The following is an 18,673-nucleotide window of genomic DNA, read 5'->3' as shown; positions in this document are numbered from 1 at the left end:
TTAGTAGCTTCATGATAATTGTCGGGCTAAAGTCACTACCTAAAAATACCATCTGTAGGTCGGCGATTTATCCCGACACGCCAACGGCACAGTTTTGATTTTGAACTTACTAACCGCTAATAACTAACAGCTGCTTTTAATTTGTCGGGCTAAAGCCACGACCTACAGGGCAATGGTTTTAGTAGTTTCATGATAATTGTCGGGCTAAAGTCGCGGCATACAAATTCCGCCTGTAGGTCGGCGATTTATCCCGACACGCCAACGGCGCAGTTTTGATTTTGAACTTACTAACTACTAACAGCTGCTTTTAATTTGTCGGGCTAAAGCCACGACCTACAGGAGAATTAGATTTTCGTAAGTTACTCTGCAAGCCAACAAAAATCCCATGCAATGATTGATTACGCAGATATTATTTTTTGCTAAACTGATTACCTGCTATTACTTCCACTTAGGATTGTTATGTTATTTAAAAAAACTAGCTTACAAGATAAAATTTTTGCTCTGCTTAGCGATGCAGGAAATGACGTTGTGCTTAAAAAACTAAAGCAAGATAAACGACTCTCTTTTGATGATAAATCATCAACATTAACAATTAACTTACCCTTTTATGCACCACTTTGGGAGGCAGAATTACAACAGAAGAATACAACTAAGATTCATAAACTACTTGGCAAAACGCTCAATTGGGATATTCAGCATGATGTCATTGCGCTGCAAAGTACAAGCGCAACCACTTCTCTTGAAAAGATTAAAAATATTATCGTTGTAGCATCAGGGAAAGGTGGTGTTGGTAAATCGACAGTCAGTGTCAACCTTGCTTTAGCGCTGGCTGAAAATGGTGCCAACGTGGGTATTTTAGATGCGGATATCTATGGCCCCTCAATGCCGACACTATTAGGTGTAAAAGACGCAAAGCCAAGTAGTGCCGATGGCAAGCTAATGTTGCCTATTGAAGCACATGGTATTGTTTGTAATAGCATCGGTTTTTTAGTGGCAGAGGAAGATGCGATGATCTGGCGTGGCCCGATGGCCAGCAAAGCATTACAGCAGGTCTTAAATGAAACCGATTGGCCTGAACTTGATTATCTTATCGTTGATATGCCGCCGGGAACGGGGGACATCCAACTCACTATGTCACAAAATGTGCCCGTGAGCAGCGCAGTTATTGTTACCACACCACAAGATGTGGCTTTAATTGATGCTAAAAAAGGGGTGACTATGTTTAATAAAGTCGAAACACATATCTCTGGCATTATTGAAAATATGAGCCTGTATACCTGTTCTCAATGCGGCCATAGCGAAGCGATATTTGGTACTGGCGGCGGTGAAAAATTAGCGGAGCAGTTTGATCTGCCTTTCTTAGGTCGTTTACCGTTACATATCAATTACCGTGAAGATAGCGATCAAGGTGCACCCACCGTCAGTAAAGGCGAACAACCGACTCTGGTTGAGCCTTACCTTAAACTTGCAGAAACGTTGGCAATTAACCTATATCGAGATTTAAAACCAGCAAGTCAGAAAATTAATATAATGGAACTTAAATAAGCAGCTGTTAGCTACCAGTAAGTTCAAAGGCCGCAATCTATTTGTAGGTCGTGGCTTTAGCCCGACAGGTTTATGTATAGGAAGCTTTTTAAGGAGTGGCAGTATGGCAGAGATAAAATTTTCACGTGATCAAAAAGTAAGGCTGGTGGCTGAGATACAGCGTTACTTTGATAAAGAGTTAGATCAAGAGATTGGGGATTTTGACGCAGAGTTTTTACTCGATTTTTTCAGTGAAAAAGTGGGAGGCGTTTATTATAACCAAGGGCTTAATGATGCAAGGCGTTTGTTAGATGAAAAGCTTGATACCATTACAGAATCTTTTTACGAGCTCGAAAAGGTGACCGAGTTTGATTAAATAGACTAAATATTTAGATAAGTGATTGGAAATATACGATTCCCTAGTAGCATAGTCTATTAATATTCTAATAGGCTGAATTTTATAATGAAAACGATAAACGTAGAAACCCTTACTGATAACCTAACTGCTATTTTTATTGTCACTACCAGTGCAGGTCTTATCGGCCTATTTTTTTTGAAGATAAATTTTATATTACTATCCTCTTCGCTTACTTATGGTGTCTGGCTAGCTGCGTGTACCTTGATTTATGCAATTGCACAGCACTTTAAGACTAAAAATAGTAGCACCTTTGATTTCTACCAAGCATCTGGACCAGTAACGCCAACAGTACGTCGTAAAAAGAGCAATATCGAAGAACGGGTTGCTATCCATATCGATGAAGATGGACTTGATCCGATGGTGTTGTTTAATGAAGAGAAATCAGGCGTTGCTTGTATATTAAGACTCACCGAGCTGAAAACGACGAAGCATCTTTTTGATTACCTTTACGATTTAAATATCAGTGTTGAGCAACAGGGAAGTCCGATTGATGGGCAAACGCTGATGGAAATTAATTACCAACAGGAGAAGGGGTATTATCGGTTAACCGATAATGGTCCACGTGAGCTACTGGATTTTGCTTTTTGTGAAAACTCAGAACATTTGTATGCTCAAATTAAATTAGCGATTGAACAGCTTAAAAATGATAATCCAGCTCTTTGTATCTCAAAAGTAAACGTCACCAATTATCAAGCGCTACAAAAATTTTACCATTACGTAAAACGCTTAAATGCCCCTGAAAATCGCAGTATTGAGTACCTTTCTTACTACCAAGGTACACTAAAAATTTGTAACACTTCATACGTTGCATTGTATGACTGTACGTTACAAAGTACTTTAACTTCATGGATCAACCAAGACGGTTTAATTCGTACCGATAATGTTGAGGTGGAGCTTTTGGGGGATAATATGTTGCAGCTTGTGGATATTGAATTGCCCTATACTGAGTGCCGTTTAATTGACATTCAAATTGTAAAAATGCGAGATGTACAGGAGGGTGTGAAACTTTATCTGACCTTAGTAGAGTTGAATGAGGGTAAATTAACTAACAATATGAGTGGTCTGACATTGTTAATGGGCAATAATAGTATCGATATTAAATATGATGAAGTCTTGAGTGATGAGTTAATCTCAGTAGAAGCTTACTTTAATCAAAAAAGTTATCCTGAATTTTAACAGAGTTAGTATTAACATTGATGGTTATAAAAAAGCCCCTATAATTTAATTATTGGGGCTTTTTTATTGCTTATAATTGCTCTGTAAAACCCATAGCGCAACAGCATATAACTAATAACTGCTTTTGCCTTTGACCTTACTGAAAACTAACAGCTGCTTTTACAAAACCTGTCGGGCTAAAGCCACGACCTAAAAAACATATTGTAGGTCGGCGATTTATCCCGACACGCCACCGGCGCTGTTTTGTGTTTTGGTTTTACTAATTACTAATGCCTAACAACTAACAACTGCTATTTCCTTTGAGCTTATTGAAAACTAACAGCTGCTTTTACAAAACCTGTCGGGCTAAAGCCGGGACCTAAAAAACATATTGTAGGTCGGCGATTTATCCCGACACGCCACCGGCGCTGTTTTGTGTTTTGGTTTTACTAATTACTAATGCCTAACAACTAACAACTGCTATTTCCTTTGAGCTTACTGAAAACTAGCAGCTGCTTTTACAAAACCTGTCGGGCTAAAGCCGCGACCTACAGGTGACATATTGTAGGTCGGCGATTTATCCCGACACGGCACCGGCGTTGTTTTTGGTTTTTCTAATTACTAATGACTAATGACTAACAACTAATAACTGCTTTTAGCCTTTGACCTTACTGAAAACTAACAGCTGCTTTACAAAACCTGTCGGGCTAAAGCCGCGACCTACAAAACATTCTGTAGGTCGGCGATTTATCCCGACACGCCAACGGCGTTGTTTTGATTTTGACCTGACTGATCGCTGACAGCTAAAAGCTACTAACTGCCCTTAATCATCATCCTTAAGTAACTTAGGTTTATCATTCGATGATTTAGCCGATTCGCGCATCTTCTGCATCATTGCATAAAAGAGTGGTACGAGTATGGTTGCAATAATTACCGAAGCAAGCATGCCACCTAACACCGTATAACCTAAGGATTTACGACTTTCTGCGCCGGCGCCTGTTGCAAGTACTAGCGGAATAACACCCAGTACAAAGGACAAACCTGTCATTAATACAGCGCGGAAACGTAATCGACCCGCCTCAATTGCGGCCTCAATAGTCGATTTCCCACCTTCGCGTAACTCTTTAGCAAATTCAACGATTAAAATAGCACTTTTACAGGCGAGTCCAATTAGTAGTACTAAACCAATTTGAGCATATAGGTTGAGCTCATATCCCATAATATTGAGGTAGACAAAGGCTCCCAATATAGCAATAGGGACTGATAACATAACCGCTAATGGAATTGTCCAACTCTCATATTGTGCCACTAAAAATAGATAGGTAAAAATAAAGGCAAGCGCAAAAATAAAGGGCGCTAAATTACCCGCTTTAAGCTCTTGATAGGTTTGCCCTGTCCACTCATAGGTATAACCAGAAGGTAAGGTATTCACTGCACGTTCAACCGCCGCAATAGCCTCACCCGTACTGTAACCCGGTGCGGGAAAAATATTAATATCGCTTGAATTGTACAAGTTGTATTGCTTAACCGATTCAGGACCCAATATTGGTGTTATTTCAACTAACGTGCCAAGTGGTACCATCTCGTTATTTTTAGTACGCACATAGTAACTATTAATATCTTTTTCACTATTTCTGAACTCATCATCCGCTTGAACCATCACACTAAATACTTTACCAAAACGGTTAAAGTCATTAACGTAATAACCTGCAAGATGGGTTTGTAATGTATTGAAAATGACAGACAATTCAATACCTAAATCTTTCGCTTTTTCACGATTAATATCAACAAACATCTGCGGTACATTAGAGCGGAAATTACTGAATGAAAAGGCAACTTCAGGTAAGTTGTTCAGGTTTAAAATAAACGAACCCATAACCTGTGATAACTCTTCTGGTGTCCGCCCTTGCGTATCCTGTAATACAAATGAAAGACCACTTGTCGCACCTAACCCAGGTACTGAGGGCAGAGCAAAGGCCATTACTTTAGCGGTAGGTAAGGTATTAAACTTAGCTTGTAAACGGGCAATGATCTCCTTTTGATGCATGTTGGCATCGGTACGTTCATCCCAATTATCAAGTGTAATAATCAATAAACCGCCATTTGAAGCAACAGAGCCGGATATCACACTAAAGCCACTTGCGTGAACAACATCTGCTACCCCCGGCTCATTGCGCGCCATGGTAACCAATTCATCCATCACAATTTCTGTACGATTTAATGAAGCGCCATCGGGAAGTTGCACATCCACTAAGAATGATTTTTTATCTTCAAGAGGGATAAAGCCAGAAGGGGTATTACTGGCAAGCACGAATAATACACCCAGCATCACTGCAAATCCGACACCAACAAGTAATAAACGGCGTACTAAGAAACTGACTAATGCCGTATAACGCACGGTTAATTTATTGAAAAACTTATTAAATTGGAAGTGGAAACCTTTCGTATGTACTTTGGGTTTGCGTAAAATTGTCGCTGCGAGTGCAGGGCTTAATGTTAACGCATTGACCGACGAAATAAGTACTGAAATACAGATTGTAATAGAGAACTGAGCATACATTTGTCCGGTAATACCAGGCATTACGGCCGTAGGAGCAAAAACAGCCAATAAAACTAACGTAGTTGCAATAATAGGCCCTGTTACCTCTTTCATTGCTTTTTCAGTGGCTTCAACGGGTGATAGCCCTTCATCTTCCATCAAGCGTGTCACATTCTCGATGACAACAATCGCATCATCTACCACGATACCAATGGCGAGCACCAAAGCAAACAGTGAAATAGTATTGATACTCATCCCAATGGCGAGCATGAATGCAAAAGTACCAATCAAAGAAACGGGGATCGCAATAGCAGGAATAAGCGTTGAGCGTACATCTTGCAAAAACAGGTAGACGATAAGTATCACCAGTGTGATTGCGATCAGTAACGTTGTAATTACTTCTGATATAGAAGCACTCACTGATTCCGTTGTATCGTATGCAACGACCGATTCAATACCCGTCGGGAAGCTACTAGACAATCGCTCTAGGTCATCCCTAATATGCTGAGCAACATCCAGTGCATTTGCACCAGGTGATTGATAAATGGCAATAATAGCGGAAGGTTTCTGATTAAATTTACCCTCAGCATCATAACTGCTTGAGCCAAGCTCGATACGTGCAACCGCATTTAAATAAACTTTAGAGCCATCTGGATTGGCGCGAATCATTATTTTAGAAAATTCTTCTGAGGTTTGAAAACGGCCTTTAGTTTGTAACGTGTATTGAAAACGTTGATCTTTTGAAGAGGGAGAGGCGCCTACACGACCCGCAGCAACTTGGATGTTTTGCTCTCGTATTGAAGCAATAACATCTTCAGTCGTCACGTTGAGGTTTGCCATCTTATTCGGGTCTAACCAAATACGCATTGCGTAATCCATCGCACCAATAATTTTCACTTCCGAAACACCGGGCTGGCGAGCAAGTGAATCTTTAATATTGATGTTGGCATAATTGGTTAAAAACAGAGAGTCAAAGGAATCATCAGGTGAGTTTAAGTTTGCCACTAATAACATATCAGATGATTTTTTAGCAACCGTTACCCCTGACTGCTGAACCTCTGCCGGCAATTTTGACATCACTTTAGTCACACGGTTTTGAACATTAACCTGTGCCATATCGGGATCGGTGCCGACTTCAAAGGTGATGCTGAGTGAGTAACTACCATCATTAGCACTGTTGGAAGACATATAAAGCATATCTTCCACACCATTAACTGACGATTCAATCGCCTGTGCGACCGTTGCTTTCACCGTTTCGGCATTAGCACCACGATAAGAGGTAGAAACACTCACTTGTGGTGGCGCAATTTCAGGAAACTCTGCCACAGATAATAAAGGAATCGACAATGCCCCTGCGAGGGTTAATATAATTGAAATAACAAAAGCGAATTTCGGTCGATGTATGAAGAATTTACTAATCATAGTGATAATCTACTTTTCATTGTTTGAAGAAAAAGGAGCATCAGTTTGCTCTGTTGCATTAACCGCAATACCGACTCGTACTTTTTGTAATCCCTCTGCTACGATTCGTTCACCAACCTCTAAACCATCTAATACTTCCCAGCGTACGCCATAACGGTTGCCTAACGTGACCATGCGTTTTTCAATGATATTATCGCTATTTACGACTAATACAAAGCGTCCCTGTTGCTCTTCTTGCACGGTAGATTGTGAGATAAGCATGGCACTTTTTTCATTAGGTAATAATATCGAGATACTTGTATATTGGCCGGGTAATAACAGCGCATCGGGATTAATGAATTTTGCTCTAATGGCTAATGTACCCGTACTTTGGTCGATTCGATTATCAATAAAATCAATCGTTCCCGTGTGCGGGTAGTTGGTTTTTTCACTTAATTCAATAGTAACAATGAGATCTTCAGGTGAAAGGGTACTACCATCCTGGTGATCATCACGTGTTTGCGTTAACAGTTTTTCAGAAATTTGAAAGTTAACCCAAATAGGATCCAATTGTACTAACGTAGCCAGTTCTATCGTATTTGCTGTTATCAAATCACCCGTACTTACTTGTGAACGACTAATTCGACCTGAAATTGGTGCCATAATCTTTGTGTATGAAAGGTTTAATTGCGCAGTTTCAAGTGCAGCTTGTTTAATAGCAACATCAGACTCTGTTTGGCTCATGCTCGCCGTTAATTCATCGATATCCATTTCCGACATAGCACCAGTTTTACCGAGTCTCGTACCACGTTGCCAACGAGTAATTGCAATTTTGTGTGCTGATTGAGCTTGTTTTAATGATGCTTGTTGTTGATTAACAACAGTTTGGTAAGGGATAGGGTCAATCTCAAATAATAGATCGCCTTTTTGGACATTATCACCACCAGTGAAATGACGCTTTAATAATACCCCTTCAACTTGAGATCGTATCGACACATCTTCCGTTGCCTCAGTTCGCCCAATAAATGAAATTTCTGGCTTTATATTACTTTTTTGCGTTGTTTCTACAACAACACTTGGAGGTGGTGGCGCTGTTTGTGTTACAGCAACATCATTACAGGCAGAAAGTACCAATAACAACGGGAAAATAGCGAAACTACGTATTACGGGGAGCTTATTCATTAAGGAGCCTTATACAATTTGGATTGTTTGCTTAGATTCAATACTATGCGATAAGTTCAAAGAATAACAATGTTTAGTATTTATTTTGTATATTAGTGATAATAATATAGTAAAAAAAATGGATGGGTAATAAAAGGTGTGGATGGTTTTCATGCCAACGATCTTGGTTTTAGTGATAATTGTCGGGCTAAAGCCGCGACCTACAGGTAATGGGATTTTCGTAGGTTGGCCTTTAGGCCATCAGTTTTGCTGGTTTCATGATGCTTGTCGGGCTAAAGCCACGACCTACAGGGAATTTTGATTTTCGTAGGTTGGCCTTTAGGCCATCAGTTTTGCTGGTTTCATGGTGCTTGTCGGGCTAATGCCACGACCTACAGGTAATGGGATTTTCGTAGGTTGGTCTTTAGGCCATCAGTTTTGCTGGTTTCATGATGCTTGTCGGGCTAAAGCCACGACCTATAGGGAATGGGATTTTCGTAGGTTGGCCTTTAGGCCATCAGTTTTGCTGGTTTTATGATGCTTGTCGGGCTAAAGCCACGACCTACAGGGTATTTTGATTTTCGTAGGTTGGCCTTTAGGCCATCAGTTTTGCTGGTTTCATGGTGTTTGTCGGGCTAAAGCCGCGACCTACAAGGGAAATATTGTAGGTTGGTCTTCAGGCCAACGGTTTTCAATCTACAAATACACAGAATCCCAGAATGGATAATCACGGACATTTTTCACTAACTGTTTTCTCAACGGGTTCGCCACAATATAACGAGCAATATTGGTGCGATTTTCTTCACTTCTTAAAGCATGGTCATAAAAAGATGGCTGCCATAATGTTCCCTTATGATTTAATTCTTTATTGATTAACTGAGCGGTCGAACCTTTTAACTCCCCAATGACTGTTGCCAAGGTTTTTGCATCTTCTCCCAACTGCAATAAACCGTGGAAGTGATCTGGCATTAAAACCCAAGTAAGCCAGAGACAATGATGCTTATGTTCATTTTTAGCGATTTGCTGGCAAAATAGCTGGGCTATGATGAAATCATTGAAAATAGCCTGCCTATTATTTGTATTAAAGGTAATAAAGTATTCTGCATTATTTTGTGTGTGTCGCCCAGTGCGTAAGTTATTCCATGACATAAGGCACCCTATTATATTGAACGTTATAAATGTAAGTTCATCTGATTAGTAGATTCATTTACATATAGTCACATGTTGTTTTTTATGCCAATAATTTTTAGTTTCGGGTGATGATTGTCGGGCTAAAGCCACGACCTACAGGGAATGGGATTTTTGTATGTTGGCCTTTAGGTTATCAGTTTTGTGGTTTTATGATGCTTGTCGGGCTAAAACCGCGACCTACAGAGAATTTCTATTTTCGTAGGTTGGTCTTCAGGTAACCAGTTTTTCTGGTTTTATGATGCTTGTCGGGCTAAAGCCTCGACCTACAGGTAATTAGATTTTCGTAGGTTGGCCTTTAGGCCATCAGTTTTGTAGGTTTTATTATGATTGTCGGACTAAAGCCGCGACCTACAGGGAATGGGGTTTTCGTAGGTTGGCCTTTAGGCCATCAGTTTTGCAGGTTTTATGATGATTGTCGGGCTAAAGCCGCGACCTACAAATTACACCTGTAGGTCGGCGATTTATCCTGACACGCCAACGGCGCTGCTTTGATTTTGAACTTACTAACAGCTAATAACTAACAACTACTTTTAATTGTCGGGCTAAAGCCGCGACCTACAAATTACACCTGTAGGTCGGCGATTTATCCCGACACGGCAACGGCGCTGTTTTGATTTTGAACTTACTAACAGCTAATAACTAACAACTGCATTTAATTTGTCGGGCTAAAGCCGCGACCTACAAATTGCACCTGTAGGTCGGCGATTTATCCCGACACGCCAACGGCGCTGCTTTTGAACTTACTGAATGCTGACAGCTTAAAGCTAACAGCTGCTTTTACTCTATTGTGCCGCTTCACGCTGAGCAATAAACTCAAGTGCACGTGAAATACGTGTGATGCTGCGTTCTTTACCGATTAAACGTAACGTAATATCAAGTGATGGTGATTGGCCTGCACCTGTAATCGCAACACGTAGAGGCATACCCACTTTACCCATACCCACTTCAAGTTCATCAGCAGTTGCTTGGATGATGTCATGTAAAACTTCATCAGACCAATCTTCACAGGCTTGCAGTTTTGTTTGTACTAATGCTAACGCCTCTTTTGCAACAGGGCGTAAGTGTTTCTTCGCGGCATTAGCATCAAATTCTTCATAACCTTCATAGAAATAACGGCTTGAGCTTGCTAATTCAACTAAGGTTTTCACTTTTTCAGAAAGCGCAGTAATAACCTCTGTTAACGCTGGGCCATTAGTAGTATCGATCTTTTGCTCATCCATATGCCATTGTAGGTAACCAGCAACATATTCAGGATCAGATGTTTTAATGTAATGGTTGTTTAACCATAACAACTTATCAGTATTAAACGCAGACGCAGACTTACTTACATTGCTTAAGCTAAACAGTTCAATCATCTCTTGCTCAGAGAAGATCTCTTGGTCGCCATGTGACCAGCCTAAACGCACTAAATAGTTATTTAACGCATTTGGTAAATAACCTTCATCACGGTATTGCATGACAGAAACTGCGCCATGACGTTTAGAAAGTTTCGCACCATCATCACCCAGAATCATTGCGCAATGTGCAAAAGTCGGGACAGGAGCACCCAATGCTTCATAAATATTGATTTGACGAGGTGTATTATTGATATGGTCTTCACCACGAACAACGTGAGTAATACCCATATCCCAATCATCAACAACTACACAGAAGTTATAAGTTGGTGCGCCATCGGTGCGGCGGATAATCAAATCATCTAACTGACTGTTTGCGATCTCAATGTTGCCACGGATTTCATCATTAAAGATAACCGTGCCTTCTTTAGGATTACGGAAACGGATAACACAAGGTTCACCATCGGTTGCTGCTGCATTAGCGGCAACAATTTTAGGGTGGTTTGCATCGTAACGCGCCATCTCTTTATTCGCTTCTTGTTCTGCACGAATTTCATCAAGTAATTCTTTTGATGCGTAACATTTGTATGCTTTATCGTCGTTAAGCAGTTGCTCAACCATCTCATTGTAACGGTCAAAACGTTTTGTTTGGTAGTACGGACCTTCATCCCAATCAAGACCTAACCAGCTCATGCCTTCTAAAATTGCATCTACCGCTTCTTGAGTAGAACGTTCAAGGTCAGTATCTTCGATACGTAATACAAATTCTCCACCTTGGCTTTTAGCATATAACCAAGAGTAAAGTGCAGTACGTGCACCACCTACGTGTAAAAATCCAGTCGGGCTGGGAGCAAAACGAGTCTTAACTGTCATTGGGGAAGTTCCTCTAATATAAAGCAGTTGTAAAATAGAAACGTATTTTAACCAATACCAGTGCAATAACATAATGTAATTACAAAATAATCGAAAATCTCAAAAGAATCAGAACCATAAATGTAGGCAGAGTAAATTTTTGACTTTATTTTGTGATGAAAGGCAAAAAGTCATGAAGTTATTGCGAAATGATGATTATGTGGGTATCATCCCTTCCAAAATATGGGATGAATTGTAGTGCGACTAAAGGACTGTCGATGGGCGGTAGCGTGCCTAAATTGTATGACATTTCCTGCCTGTTGAAAAAATCCTCGATAAAAATCACAATAACAAATTTATATAAAAGCAATATAGCGAGTTTGTTATTTAAGTCCTAAACACTAATAAGTGTAGAAATCAAATGTTGAAATCCCCAAAAATAATTTTACCGTTATCATTGCTAATGTTATTAACTGGCTGTGTGACGCCAGGTTCGCATCTTTCTTTTGATGATAAAAATATAATATCAGAACCAAATATCGAAGATCTCAGCGATGCAGAGAAGCGATTGATTCCTGTTGAGCAAGTCAATGTTTACCCATTATCAAATGCGTTTGTTTCAGCTTATGCACAACAAAATAGCGCAGCACAAGGCGCAACACGTATAAACCCAGAATTAGATCAAGCAATCTCAAATTATGAGTATTTTGTTGGTACTGGCGATATTCTTAATGTCACTATTTGGGATCACCCAGAATTAACTATTCCAGCTGGTTCATACCGTAGCGCAACAGAAGCTGGTCATTGGGTACATGCAGACGGACAAATATTTTATCCCTATATCGGGTTTGTAAGTGTCGAAGAGAAAACTGTTGTAGAGATTCGCGCTGACATCTCAAAGCGCCTTTCGAAGTATATTGAAAGCCCGCAGGTCGATGTTAACATCGCTGCATTTCGCTCTCAAAATGCTTATATTACCGGTGAAGTAAAAACGACAGGCAAACAAGCGATTAATAATGTGCCACTAACACTGCTTGATGCAATCAATAATGCTGGTGGGTTAACAGGTGATGCTGATTGGCGTAATGTTACACTAACGCGAAATGGCGAAACAGAAGTGCTCTCTTTATATCGATTAATGCAGAAGGGAGATCTGACCCAAAATAGATTGATTAAAAAGGGCGATATCGTGCATGTGCCACGCAACGATGATCAGAAAGTCTTTGTATTAGGTGATGTTAAAACCCCTGAAATGTTAAAAATTGATCGTGCAGGTATGACATTGACAGAGGCGCTAAGCAGTGTGGGTGGTATTAATGAACTTTCTGCTGATGCAACGGGTATCTTTGTAGTGCGCAGTGGTCAGCGTGATACAGTAAATGAACCGTTTTTACAATCGGTACGTGATAACGCACCTAAAGAAAAAAATCAGCAAAATAAAACCAATAACCGTCCAGAGACGATTGTGGCAAATATCTACCAGCTAAATATTAAAGATGCAGCTGGCCTGATGATTGGTACTAACTTCAAACTAGAGCCTTATGATGTTGTTTACGTAACTGCTGCGCCGATTGAACGTTATAACCGTGTCATTCGTCAGTTGTTACCTTCTATAACAGCATTTAATGAAATTACTGAAGGTGCACTGCGCATTCATAATTGGTAATTAGTTCTATAGATATAGAGAAAAATATGTTTAATAAAATTTTAGTGGTTTGTGTGGGTAATATCTGCCGCTCTCCATCGGGGGAATACCTGTTTAAACAGTTATTACCAAATAAAGAGATTGCCTCAGCTGGTGTTGGCGCATTAGTAGGAAAACCTGCTGATAAAATGGCCACACAAGTTGCATTAGAAAATGGCATTTCACTTGAAGGGCATAAAGGGCAACAGTTGAGCAGTGAAATCTGTCGTGATTATGACCTCATTCTTGTCATGGAACAGGGACATATCGAAGCGGTAACCAATATCGCACCAGAAGCGCGTGGTAAAACCATGTTACTCAGTCACTGGAACGGAAAAGAGGATATTCCTGATCCGTACCGTCAAAGCAAAGAAGCCTTTGACCACGCATACAAATTGATAGAAGCATCTTGTCAAGCTTGGGCAACAAAACTCAATTAATTGTTACCAATTGTAGGTCGTGGCTTTAGCCCGACAGATTTTCAAGCCTCGTGCGACGAGTGGCGAAGGTCAAAACACAAAGCCATCGGCTTAGTTGTTAATTGTACGTCGTGCTTTAGCTCGACGTTTTTCATTTGAATTAATAACTTATATACATAAACTTTAACCATGAAAAAGAGAAGCATGAGCAATTTATCTAATCAAAATGCAAACCAAACAAAACAAACGAACGCCGATGTTATCGACTTGGGCAAATTGCTTGGTTTATTATTAGACAGCAAATGGCTGATAATGTTAGTGACGACTTTTTTTGCTGTTGTAGGCGTCGCCTACGCATTGCTTGCTACGCCAATCTATAAGGCCGATGCATTATTACAAGTAGAAACAAAAAGCTCAGGCATGTCTGCATTAGTTGGCGACATGGGGGATATGTTCTCTAGTGACTCATCTGCAACAACTGAAGTTGAGATTATCAAGTCACGTATGATTTTAGGTAAAACGGTTGATACGCTTAACCTGACTATTCAAGCAACACCTGTTTATATGCCAATTATTGGTAAAGGGTTAGCACGATTACAAGGTGAGCAATCCATCATCAATGTTTCACGCTTTGAACTTCCTGAATACAGTGAAGAAAATAGCGTAGAGTTAGTACTTGATGATAACGAAAAGGGCCTTTACTCTGTTTTTACCCTCGAAGGTAAAAAACTTGCTTCGGGTAAAGTAGGAGAGCTAACTGAACAAAGTGGTTTACGTCTTTTTGTTGTTCACTTAGATGCGAAAGATGGTGCTCAATTCATACTCAATAAGCGTTCAAAATTAGATGCTATTCAGTGGCTTCAGACTAATCTTGCGGTAAGCGAACGTGGTAAGCAGACTGGCATATTATCACTCTCGTTTAGCGGTGAAAATAAACAGCTGATTGAAAGAGTATTAAACAATGTAAGCCAGAATTATTTTTTACAAAATGTAGAGCGAAACTCTGCAGAAGCAGAAAAGAGCTTACAGTTTTTAAAACAACACTTGCCAAACATTAAAGTAGAACTAACATCTGCAGAAGATATTTTAAATAATTATCGTCAACAGAATGAATCGATCGATTTAGGCTTAGAAGCACAATCTACATTAACAGTGATGGTAGAATTAGAAGCACAACTCAATGAACTAACTTTTAAAGAGAGTGACGTCAGTCAACGCTTTACCAAAGATCATCCTGCTTATAAATCACTGTTAGACAAGCGTTCAGTATTAATGGGCGAAAAAGAGCGTTTAAACGCACAAATTGCTAAGCTACCTAAAACACAACGTCAAGTATTACGTATGACACGTGATGTTGAAGTAAACCAGCAAATTTATATCCAACTGCTCAATAAAGTGCAAGAGCTAAGTGTCTTAAAAGCAGGCACTGTGGGTAACGTACGCATATTAGATGAAGCACAAGTTTATACCAATGCAATCAAACCTAAGAAGCCGTTAATTGTTGTATTAGCGACATTATTAGGTGGCATGTTATCTGTAGCGTTTGTATTGCTAAGAGCTGCCTTTCATAAAGGCGTTGAAAGCCCAGAAGAAATTGAAGCATTAGGCCTACCTGTTTATGCAAGTATCCCATTGTCTGAATGGCAGGGTAAAATAGACTTTAAACTAAAAAAATTACGCATCAACAGAAAACGTAATAAACAAAATATACTACTCGCGGAAGCAAACCCAGCAGATCTCGCCATAGAAGCTTTACGTGCGCTGCGAACCAGCATGCACTTTGCGATGATGGAAGCAAAAAACAATGTCGTGATGATATCCGGCCCTGCACCGAGTATTGGTAAATCATTTGTATCTGCTAATCTCGCTGCCGTGGTCGCTAAAGCGGGACAAAAAGTATTAGTTGTCGATGCCGATATGCGTAAAGGTTATTTGCAGCGTCATTTTGGTTTACCGATTGAGGATGGCCTATCTGATTTATTATCAGGTAAACTGGAAATGAAAGAGATTGTTAAATCAACGGGCATCAATAATCTAGATTTGATTACCCGTGGTCAAGTTCCACCAAACCCTTCTGAACTATTGATGCACCCACGCTTTAAAGACTTTATTGAATGGGCATCTAAAGAGTACGAGTTGGTGATCATCGATACACCACCCGTATTAGCAGTAACCGATCCAAGTATTGTAGGCGCATTAGCAGGTACAACCTTAATGGTCGGTCGCTTCGACCAAACAGCGGTAAAAGAAGTTGAAGTCGCTTTACATCGCTTCGAAATGGCAGGTATTGAAGTAAAAGGCTTTATTCTTAATGCCGTTGAGAAAAAAGCAAGTAGCTCATATGGTTACGGTTACTACAACTACAGCTACACGAGCGATAAAACTTAGTATTTTTTTTTGGCGACCTATTGGGGCCTTTTTGAAAAGTTTAGTAAAGCGTAGGTTTTATAAGGGCTGATAGTCATCAGCCTGTCTCAAAATGAATGTAAAGTGTCTCGGTGGTGTTTTAATTACTGAGATATAAAAGCCAATATATTCAAGTTTTCAATGATATTGAAAATGAAATGACTAAAGAATAGTCATATTATTACTCCAGTTATTTCCCAAATAAAATTCAAAGGTAACAGAAAATGAGCTCAATCTTGTCACTTATTGGCCGCGAAAAAGAACTTTTTTCAAATGATATTAACACTCACGAAAAAGAGTTGTCCAAAATAGTTTCAGCAAGTCGTTTTTTAGTTGTTGGTGCAGCAGGTTCAATTGGACAAGCTGTGACTAAAGAAATTTTCAAAAGAAACCCACAAAAATTACATGCTGTTGATATCAGTGAAAACAACATGGTTGAGCTTGTTCGTGATATTCGTAGTTCGTTTGGTTATATCGATGGCGATTTTCAAACTTTTGCTTTGGATATTGGCTCGATTGAGTACGATGCGTTCATTAAGGCAGATGGTGAATACGACTATGTGTTAAACCTATCGGCACTTAAGCATGTTCGCAGTGAAAAAGACCCCTTCACCCTTATGCGTATGATTGATGTAAATATCTTTAATACTGAAAAAACATTATTACAATCTGCCGCTAAAGGTGCCAAAAAATATTTTTGTGTGTCGACCGATAAAGCTGCTAATCCAGTTAATATGATGGGCGCTTCAAAACGTATTATGGAAATGTTTTTAATGCGTCGCAGTGCTGATATTACTATCTCTACTGCCCGATTTGCTAATGTCGCGTTTTCTGATGGCTCTTTGCTTCATGGGTTTAATCAACGCATTCAAAAACGACAACCCATTGTTGCACCTAAAGATATCAAACGTTACTTTGTTACGCCACAAGAGTCTGGCGAACTTTGTTTAATGTCGTGTATCTTTGGTGAAAATAGAGACATTTTCTTTCCTAAGTTAAGCGAAGCGTTACATCTTATTTCGTTTGCAGATATTGCTGTAAAATACCTTGAACAATTAGGTTATGAACCTCACCTTTGTGAATCAGAAGATGAAGCGAGAGAATTAGCTAAAACATTACCTGAACAAGGTAAATGGCCTTGTTTATTCACTGATAGTGATACAACCGGTGAGAAAGATTTTGAAGAGTTTTTCACTGATAAAGAAACACTCGATATGCAGCGTTTTGAAAATCTGGGTGTTATTAAAAACGAGCCGATATTTGATGCAGAATTAGTTACCCTTTTTGAGCAACAAATAGGCGAGATGAAGTCGGCTAAACAGTGGGAAAAAGATCAAATAGTTGAGCTGTTCTTTAAAATGATCCCTGACTTTGGGCATAAAGAAACCGGTAAGTACCTAGACAGTAAAATGTAAGGCTTATTTTAGGAAAAAAACAAGATGAATAATAAATTAATTAGTTTTGTTCGAGATACTTATCAAACCAATGACTTTATACCATTACATGCGCCAACATTTGCAGGTAATGAAAAAAAATATGTAACAGATACTATCGATAGTACTTTTGTGTCGAGTGTTGGTAAATACGTAGAAAACTTTGAAAAACATATTGAAACTTATACTGGCGCGACAAAAGCGGTAGCAACCGTGAATGGTACCGCTGCATTGCATACTGCGCTGTATATGGCTGGGGTAAAGCAGGGCGATTTAGTTATTACCCAGGCACTGACATTTGTTGCTACTTGTAATGCGCTTTACCATATGGGCGCTGAGCCTATTTTTGTCGATGTTTCTAAAGTAAGTCTTGGTTTATGTCCTAAAGCAACACAAGAGTATCTCGAAACGAATGCGAAAATAAATAGTGATGGTGAGTGTACTCATAAAGTTACGGGACAAAGGATCAAAGCGGTTATTCCTATGCATACCTTTGGTCACCCTGTTGAACTTGATGAGTTATTATCAGTGTGTTTAAAGTGGAACCTTGTTTTAGTCGAAGATGCTGCTGAGAGCTTAGGCTCATTTTATAAAGGTAAACATACCGGCACTATAGGTGATTTTTCAGCGATTAGTTTCAATGGTAATAAAGTCATCACCACTGGTGGTGGTGGTATGGTACTTTGCCGCAATTTAGAGGCTGGCAAACATACTCGTCATGTCACTACAACGGCAAAAGTGCCGCACCCTTATGAATTCTATCATGATGAGCCAGGGTTTAATTACCGATTACCCAATTTGAACGCTGCACTTGGTTGCGCGCAAATGGAAGTATTACCTGCGTTTTTAAAACAAAAAAGAGTGTTGGCAGAGCAATATCAGACTTTATTCGCAGATTCTGACTTTCAATTTGTTACCGAGCCTGACTATGCACAATCAAATTATTGGCTAAATGCGATTATTTGCCCTGATACAGAAAGCCGTAATTTATTGCTAAAAGAAACTAATGAGCAAGGTGTTATGACTAGACCAATCTGGCAGTTAATGCATCGTTTGCCTATGTTTAAAAATGCCCTTAGAGGCGATTTACGTGTATCTGAATGGGTTGAAAAGCATTTAATTAACCTACCTAGCTCTCCTGTTAAAATAGGTTAAT

General features: G+C 39.6%; 12 protein-coding genes. 8 read left to right on the top strand and 4 right to left on the bottom strand.

Annotated features, from left to right (window positions below; all coding sequences use genetic code 11):
- Window positions 1–459: 459 nt before the first annotated feature.
- From apbC to QQK09_RS00595, 3 genes are all read left to right on the top strand, one after another.
- Entirely contained in the window at window positions 460–1,545 is a 1,086-nt protein-coding gene (apbC, locus tag QQK09_RS00605) for an iron-sulfur cluster carrier protein ApbC (protein WP_284202171.1), read from the top strand.
- 103 nt (window positions 1,546–1,648) lie between these two features.
- The gene (locus QQK09_RS00600; protein WP_284202170.1) at window positions 1,649–1,900 is read left to right on the top strand and encodes a DUF2164 domain-containing protein; all 252 of its coding nucleotides are present in this window, start codon (window positions 1,649–1,651) and stop codon (window positions 1,898–1,900) included.
- 87 nt (window positions 1,901–1,987) lie between these two features.
- The gene (locus tag QQK09_RS00595; RefSeq protein ID WP_284202169.1) at window positions 1,988–3,118 is read left to right on the top strand and encodes a hypothetical protein; all 1,131 of its coding nucleotides are present in this window, start codon (window positions 1,988–1,990) and stop codon (window positions 3,116–3,118) included.
- 802 nt (window positions 3,119–3,920) lie between these two features.
- Here the strand turns inward: QQK09_RS00595 and QQK09_RS00590 are convergent.
- The 4 genes from QQK09_RS00590 to gltX form a co-directional block, all read right to left on the bottom strand.
- The gene (locus QQK09_RS00590; RefSeq protein WP_284202168.1) at window positions 3,921–7,058 is read right to left on the bottom strand and encodes an efflux RND transporter permease subunit; all 3,138 of its coding nucleotides are present in this window, start codon (window positions 7,056–7,058) and stop codon (window positions 3,921–3,923) included.
- Window positions 7,059–7,067: 9 nt separating this feature from the next.
- Window positions 7,068–8,219: an efflux RND transporter periplasmic adaptor subunit gene (locus QQK09_RS00585; RefSeq protein WP_284202167.1), complete on the bottom strand. Its 1,152-nt coding sequence runs from the start codon at window positions 8,217–8,219 to the stop codon at window positions 7,068–7,070.
- A 675-nt stretch (window positions 8,220–8,894) separates the two neighbouring features.
- Complete coding sequence (locus tag QQK09_RS00580; RefSeq protein WP_284202166.1) at window positions 8,895–9,347, bottom strand: REP-associated tyrosine transposase; 453 nt, start codon at window positions 9,345–9,347, stop codon at window positions 8,895–8,897.
- 824 nt (window positions 9,348–10,171) lie between these two features.
- On the bottom strand, window positions 10,172–11,596 hold the full coding sequence (gltX, locus tag QQK09_RS00575) for a glutamate--tRNA ligase (protein ID WP_284202165.1): 1,425 nt from the start codon (window positions 11,594–11,596) through the stop codon (window positions 10,172–10,174).
- Between the two features lie 400 nt (window positions 11,597–11,996).
- Between gltX and QQK09_RS00570 the strand changes: the two genes are divergently transcribed.
- From QQK09_RS00570 to QQK09_RS00550, 5 genes are all read left to right on the top strand, one after another.
- Window positions 11,997–13,241: a polysaccharide export protein gene (locus tag QQK09_RS00570; protein ID WP_284202164.1), complete on the top strand. Its 1,245-nt coding sequence runs from the start codon at window positions 11,997–11,999 to the stop codon at window positions 13,239–13,241.
- Window positions 13,242–13,267: 26 nt separating this feature from the next.
- Window positions 13,268–13,699, top strand: a complete 432-nt coding sequence (locus QQK09_RS00565) for an arsenate reductase/protein-tyrosine-phosphatase family protein (protein ID WP_284202163.1) — start codon at window positions 13,268–13,270, stop codon at window positions 13,697–13,699.
- 183 nt (window positions 13,700–13,882) lie between these two features.
- Window positions 13,883–16,066 carry a polysaccharide biosynthesis tyrosine autokinase gene (locus QQK09_RS00560; protein ID WP_284202162.1) on the top strand — a complete coding sequence of 728 codons (2,184 nt, stop codon included), beginning with the start codon at window positions 13,883–13,885 and terminating at the stop codon, window positions 16,064–16,066.
- Between the two features lie 242 nt (window positions 16,067–16,308).
- The gene (locus QQK09_RS00555) at window positions 16,309–17,499 is read left to right on the top strand and encodes a UDP-N-acetylglucosamine 4,6-dehydratase (RefSeq protein ID WP_284202161.1); all 1,191 of its coding nucleotides are present in this window, start codon (window positions 16,309–16,311) and stop codon (window positions 17,497–17,499) included.
- 24 nt (window positions 17,500–17,523) lie between these two features.
- Window positions 17,524–18,672 (top strand): LegC family aminotransferase, encoded by a 1,149-nt coding sequence (locus QQK09_RS00550; RefSeq protein ID WP_284202160.1) that lies wholly within the window; start codon window positions 17,524–17,526, stop codon window positions 18,670–18,672.
- Window position 18,673 lies beyond the last annotated feature (1 nt).

The sequence above is a fragment of the Psychromonas marina genome, assembly GCF_030161115.1.
GTDB lineage: Bacteria > Pseudomonadota > Gammaproteobacteria > Enterobacterales > Psychromonadaceae > Psychromonas > Psychromonas marina.
The sequence above is the reverse complement of the archived record's forward strand: the minus strand, read 5'-3'. Positions and strand labels throughout refer to the sequence as shown.

What these genes read in the sequence shown, in the direction of transcription:
- QQK09_RS00580 (WP_284202166.1), bottom strand. Translation starts at nt 9,347, where the DNA reads ATGTCATGGAATAACTTACGCACTGGGCGACACACACAAAATAATGCA.
- QQK09_RS00555 (WP_284202161.1), top strand. Translation starts at nt 16,309, where the DNA reads ATGAGCTCAATCTTGTCACTTATTGGCCGCGAAAAAGAACTTTTTTCA.
- QQK09_RS00600 (WP_284202170.1), top strand. Translation starts at nt 1,649, where the DNA reads ATGGCAGAGATAAAATTTTCACGTGATCAAAAAGTAAGGCTGGTGGCT.
- QQK09_RS00585 (WP_284202167.1), bottom strand. Translation starts at nt 8,219, where the DNA reads ATGAATAAGCTCCCCGTAATACGTAGTTTCGCTATTTTCCCGTTGTTA.
- apbC (WP_284202171.1), top strand. Translation starts at nt 460, where the DNA reads ATGTTATTTAAAAAAACTAGCTTACAAGATAAAATTTTTGCTCTGCTT.
- QQK09_RS00565 (WP_284202163.1), top strand. Translation starts at nt 13,268, where the DNA reads ATGTTTAATAAAATTTTAGTGGTTTGTGTGGGTAATATCTGCCGCTCT.
- QQK09_RS00550 (WP_284202160.1), top strand. Translation starts at nt 17,524, where the DNA reads ATGAATAATAAATTAATTAGTTTTGTTCGAGATACTTATCAAACCAAT.
- gltX (WP_284202165.1), bottom strand. Translation starts at nt 11,596, where the DNA reads ATGACAGTTAAGACTCGTTTTGCTCCCAGCCCGACTGGATTTTTACAC.
- QQK09_RS00595 (WP_284202169.1), top strand. Translation starts at nt 1,988, where the DNA reads ATGAAAACGATAAACGTAGAAACCCTTACTGATAACCTAACTGCTATT.
- QQK09_RS00590 (WP_284202168.1), bottom strand. Translation starts at nt 7,058, where the DNA reads ATGATTAGTAAATTCTTCATACATCGACCGAAATTCGCTTTTGTTATT.
- QQK09_RS00570 (WP_284202164.1), top strand. Translation starts at nt 11,997, where the DNA reads ATGTTGAAATCCCCAAAAATAATTTTACCGTTATCATTGCTAATGTTA.
- QQK09_RS00560 (WP_284202162.1), top strand. Translation starts at nt 13,883, where the DNA reads ATGAGCAATTTATCTAATCAAAATGCAAACCAAACAAAACAAACGAAC.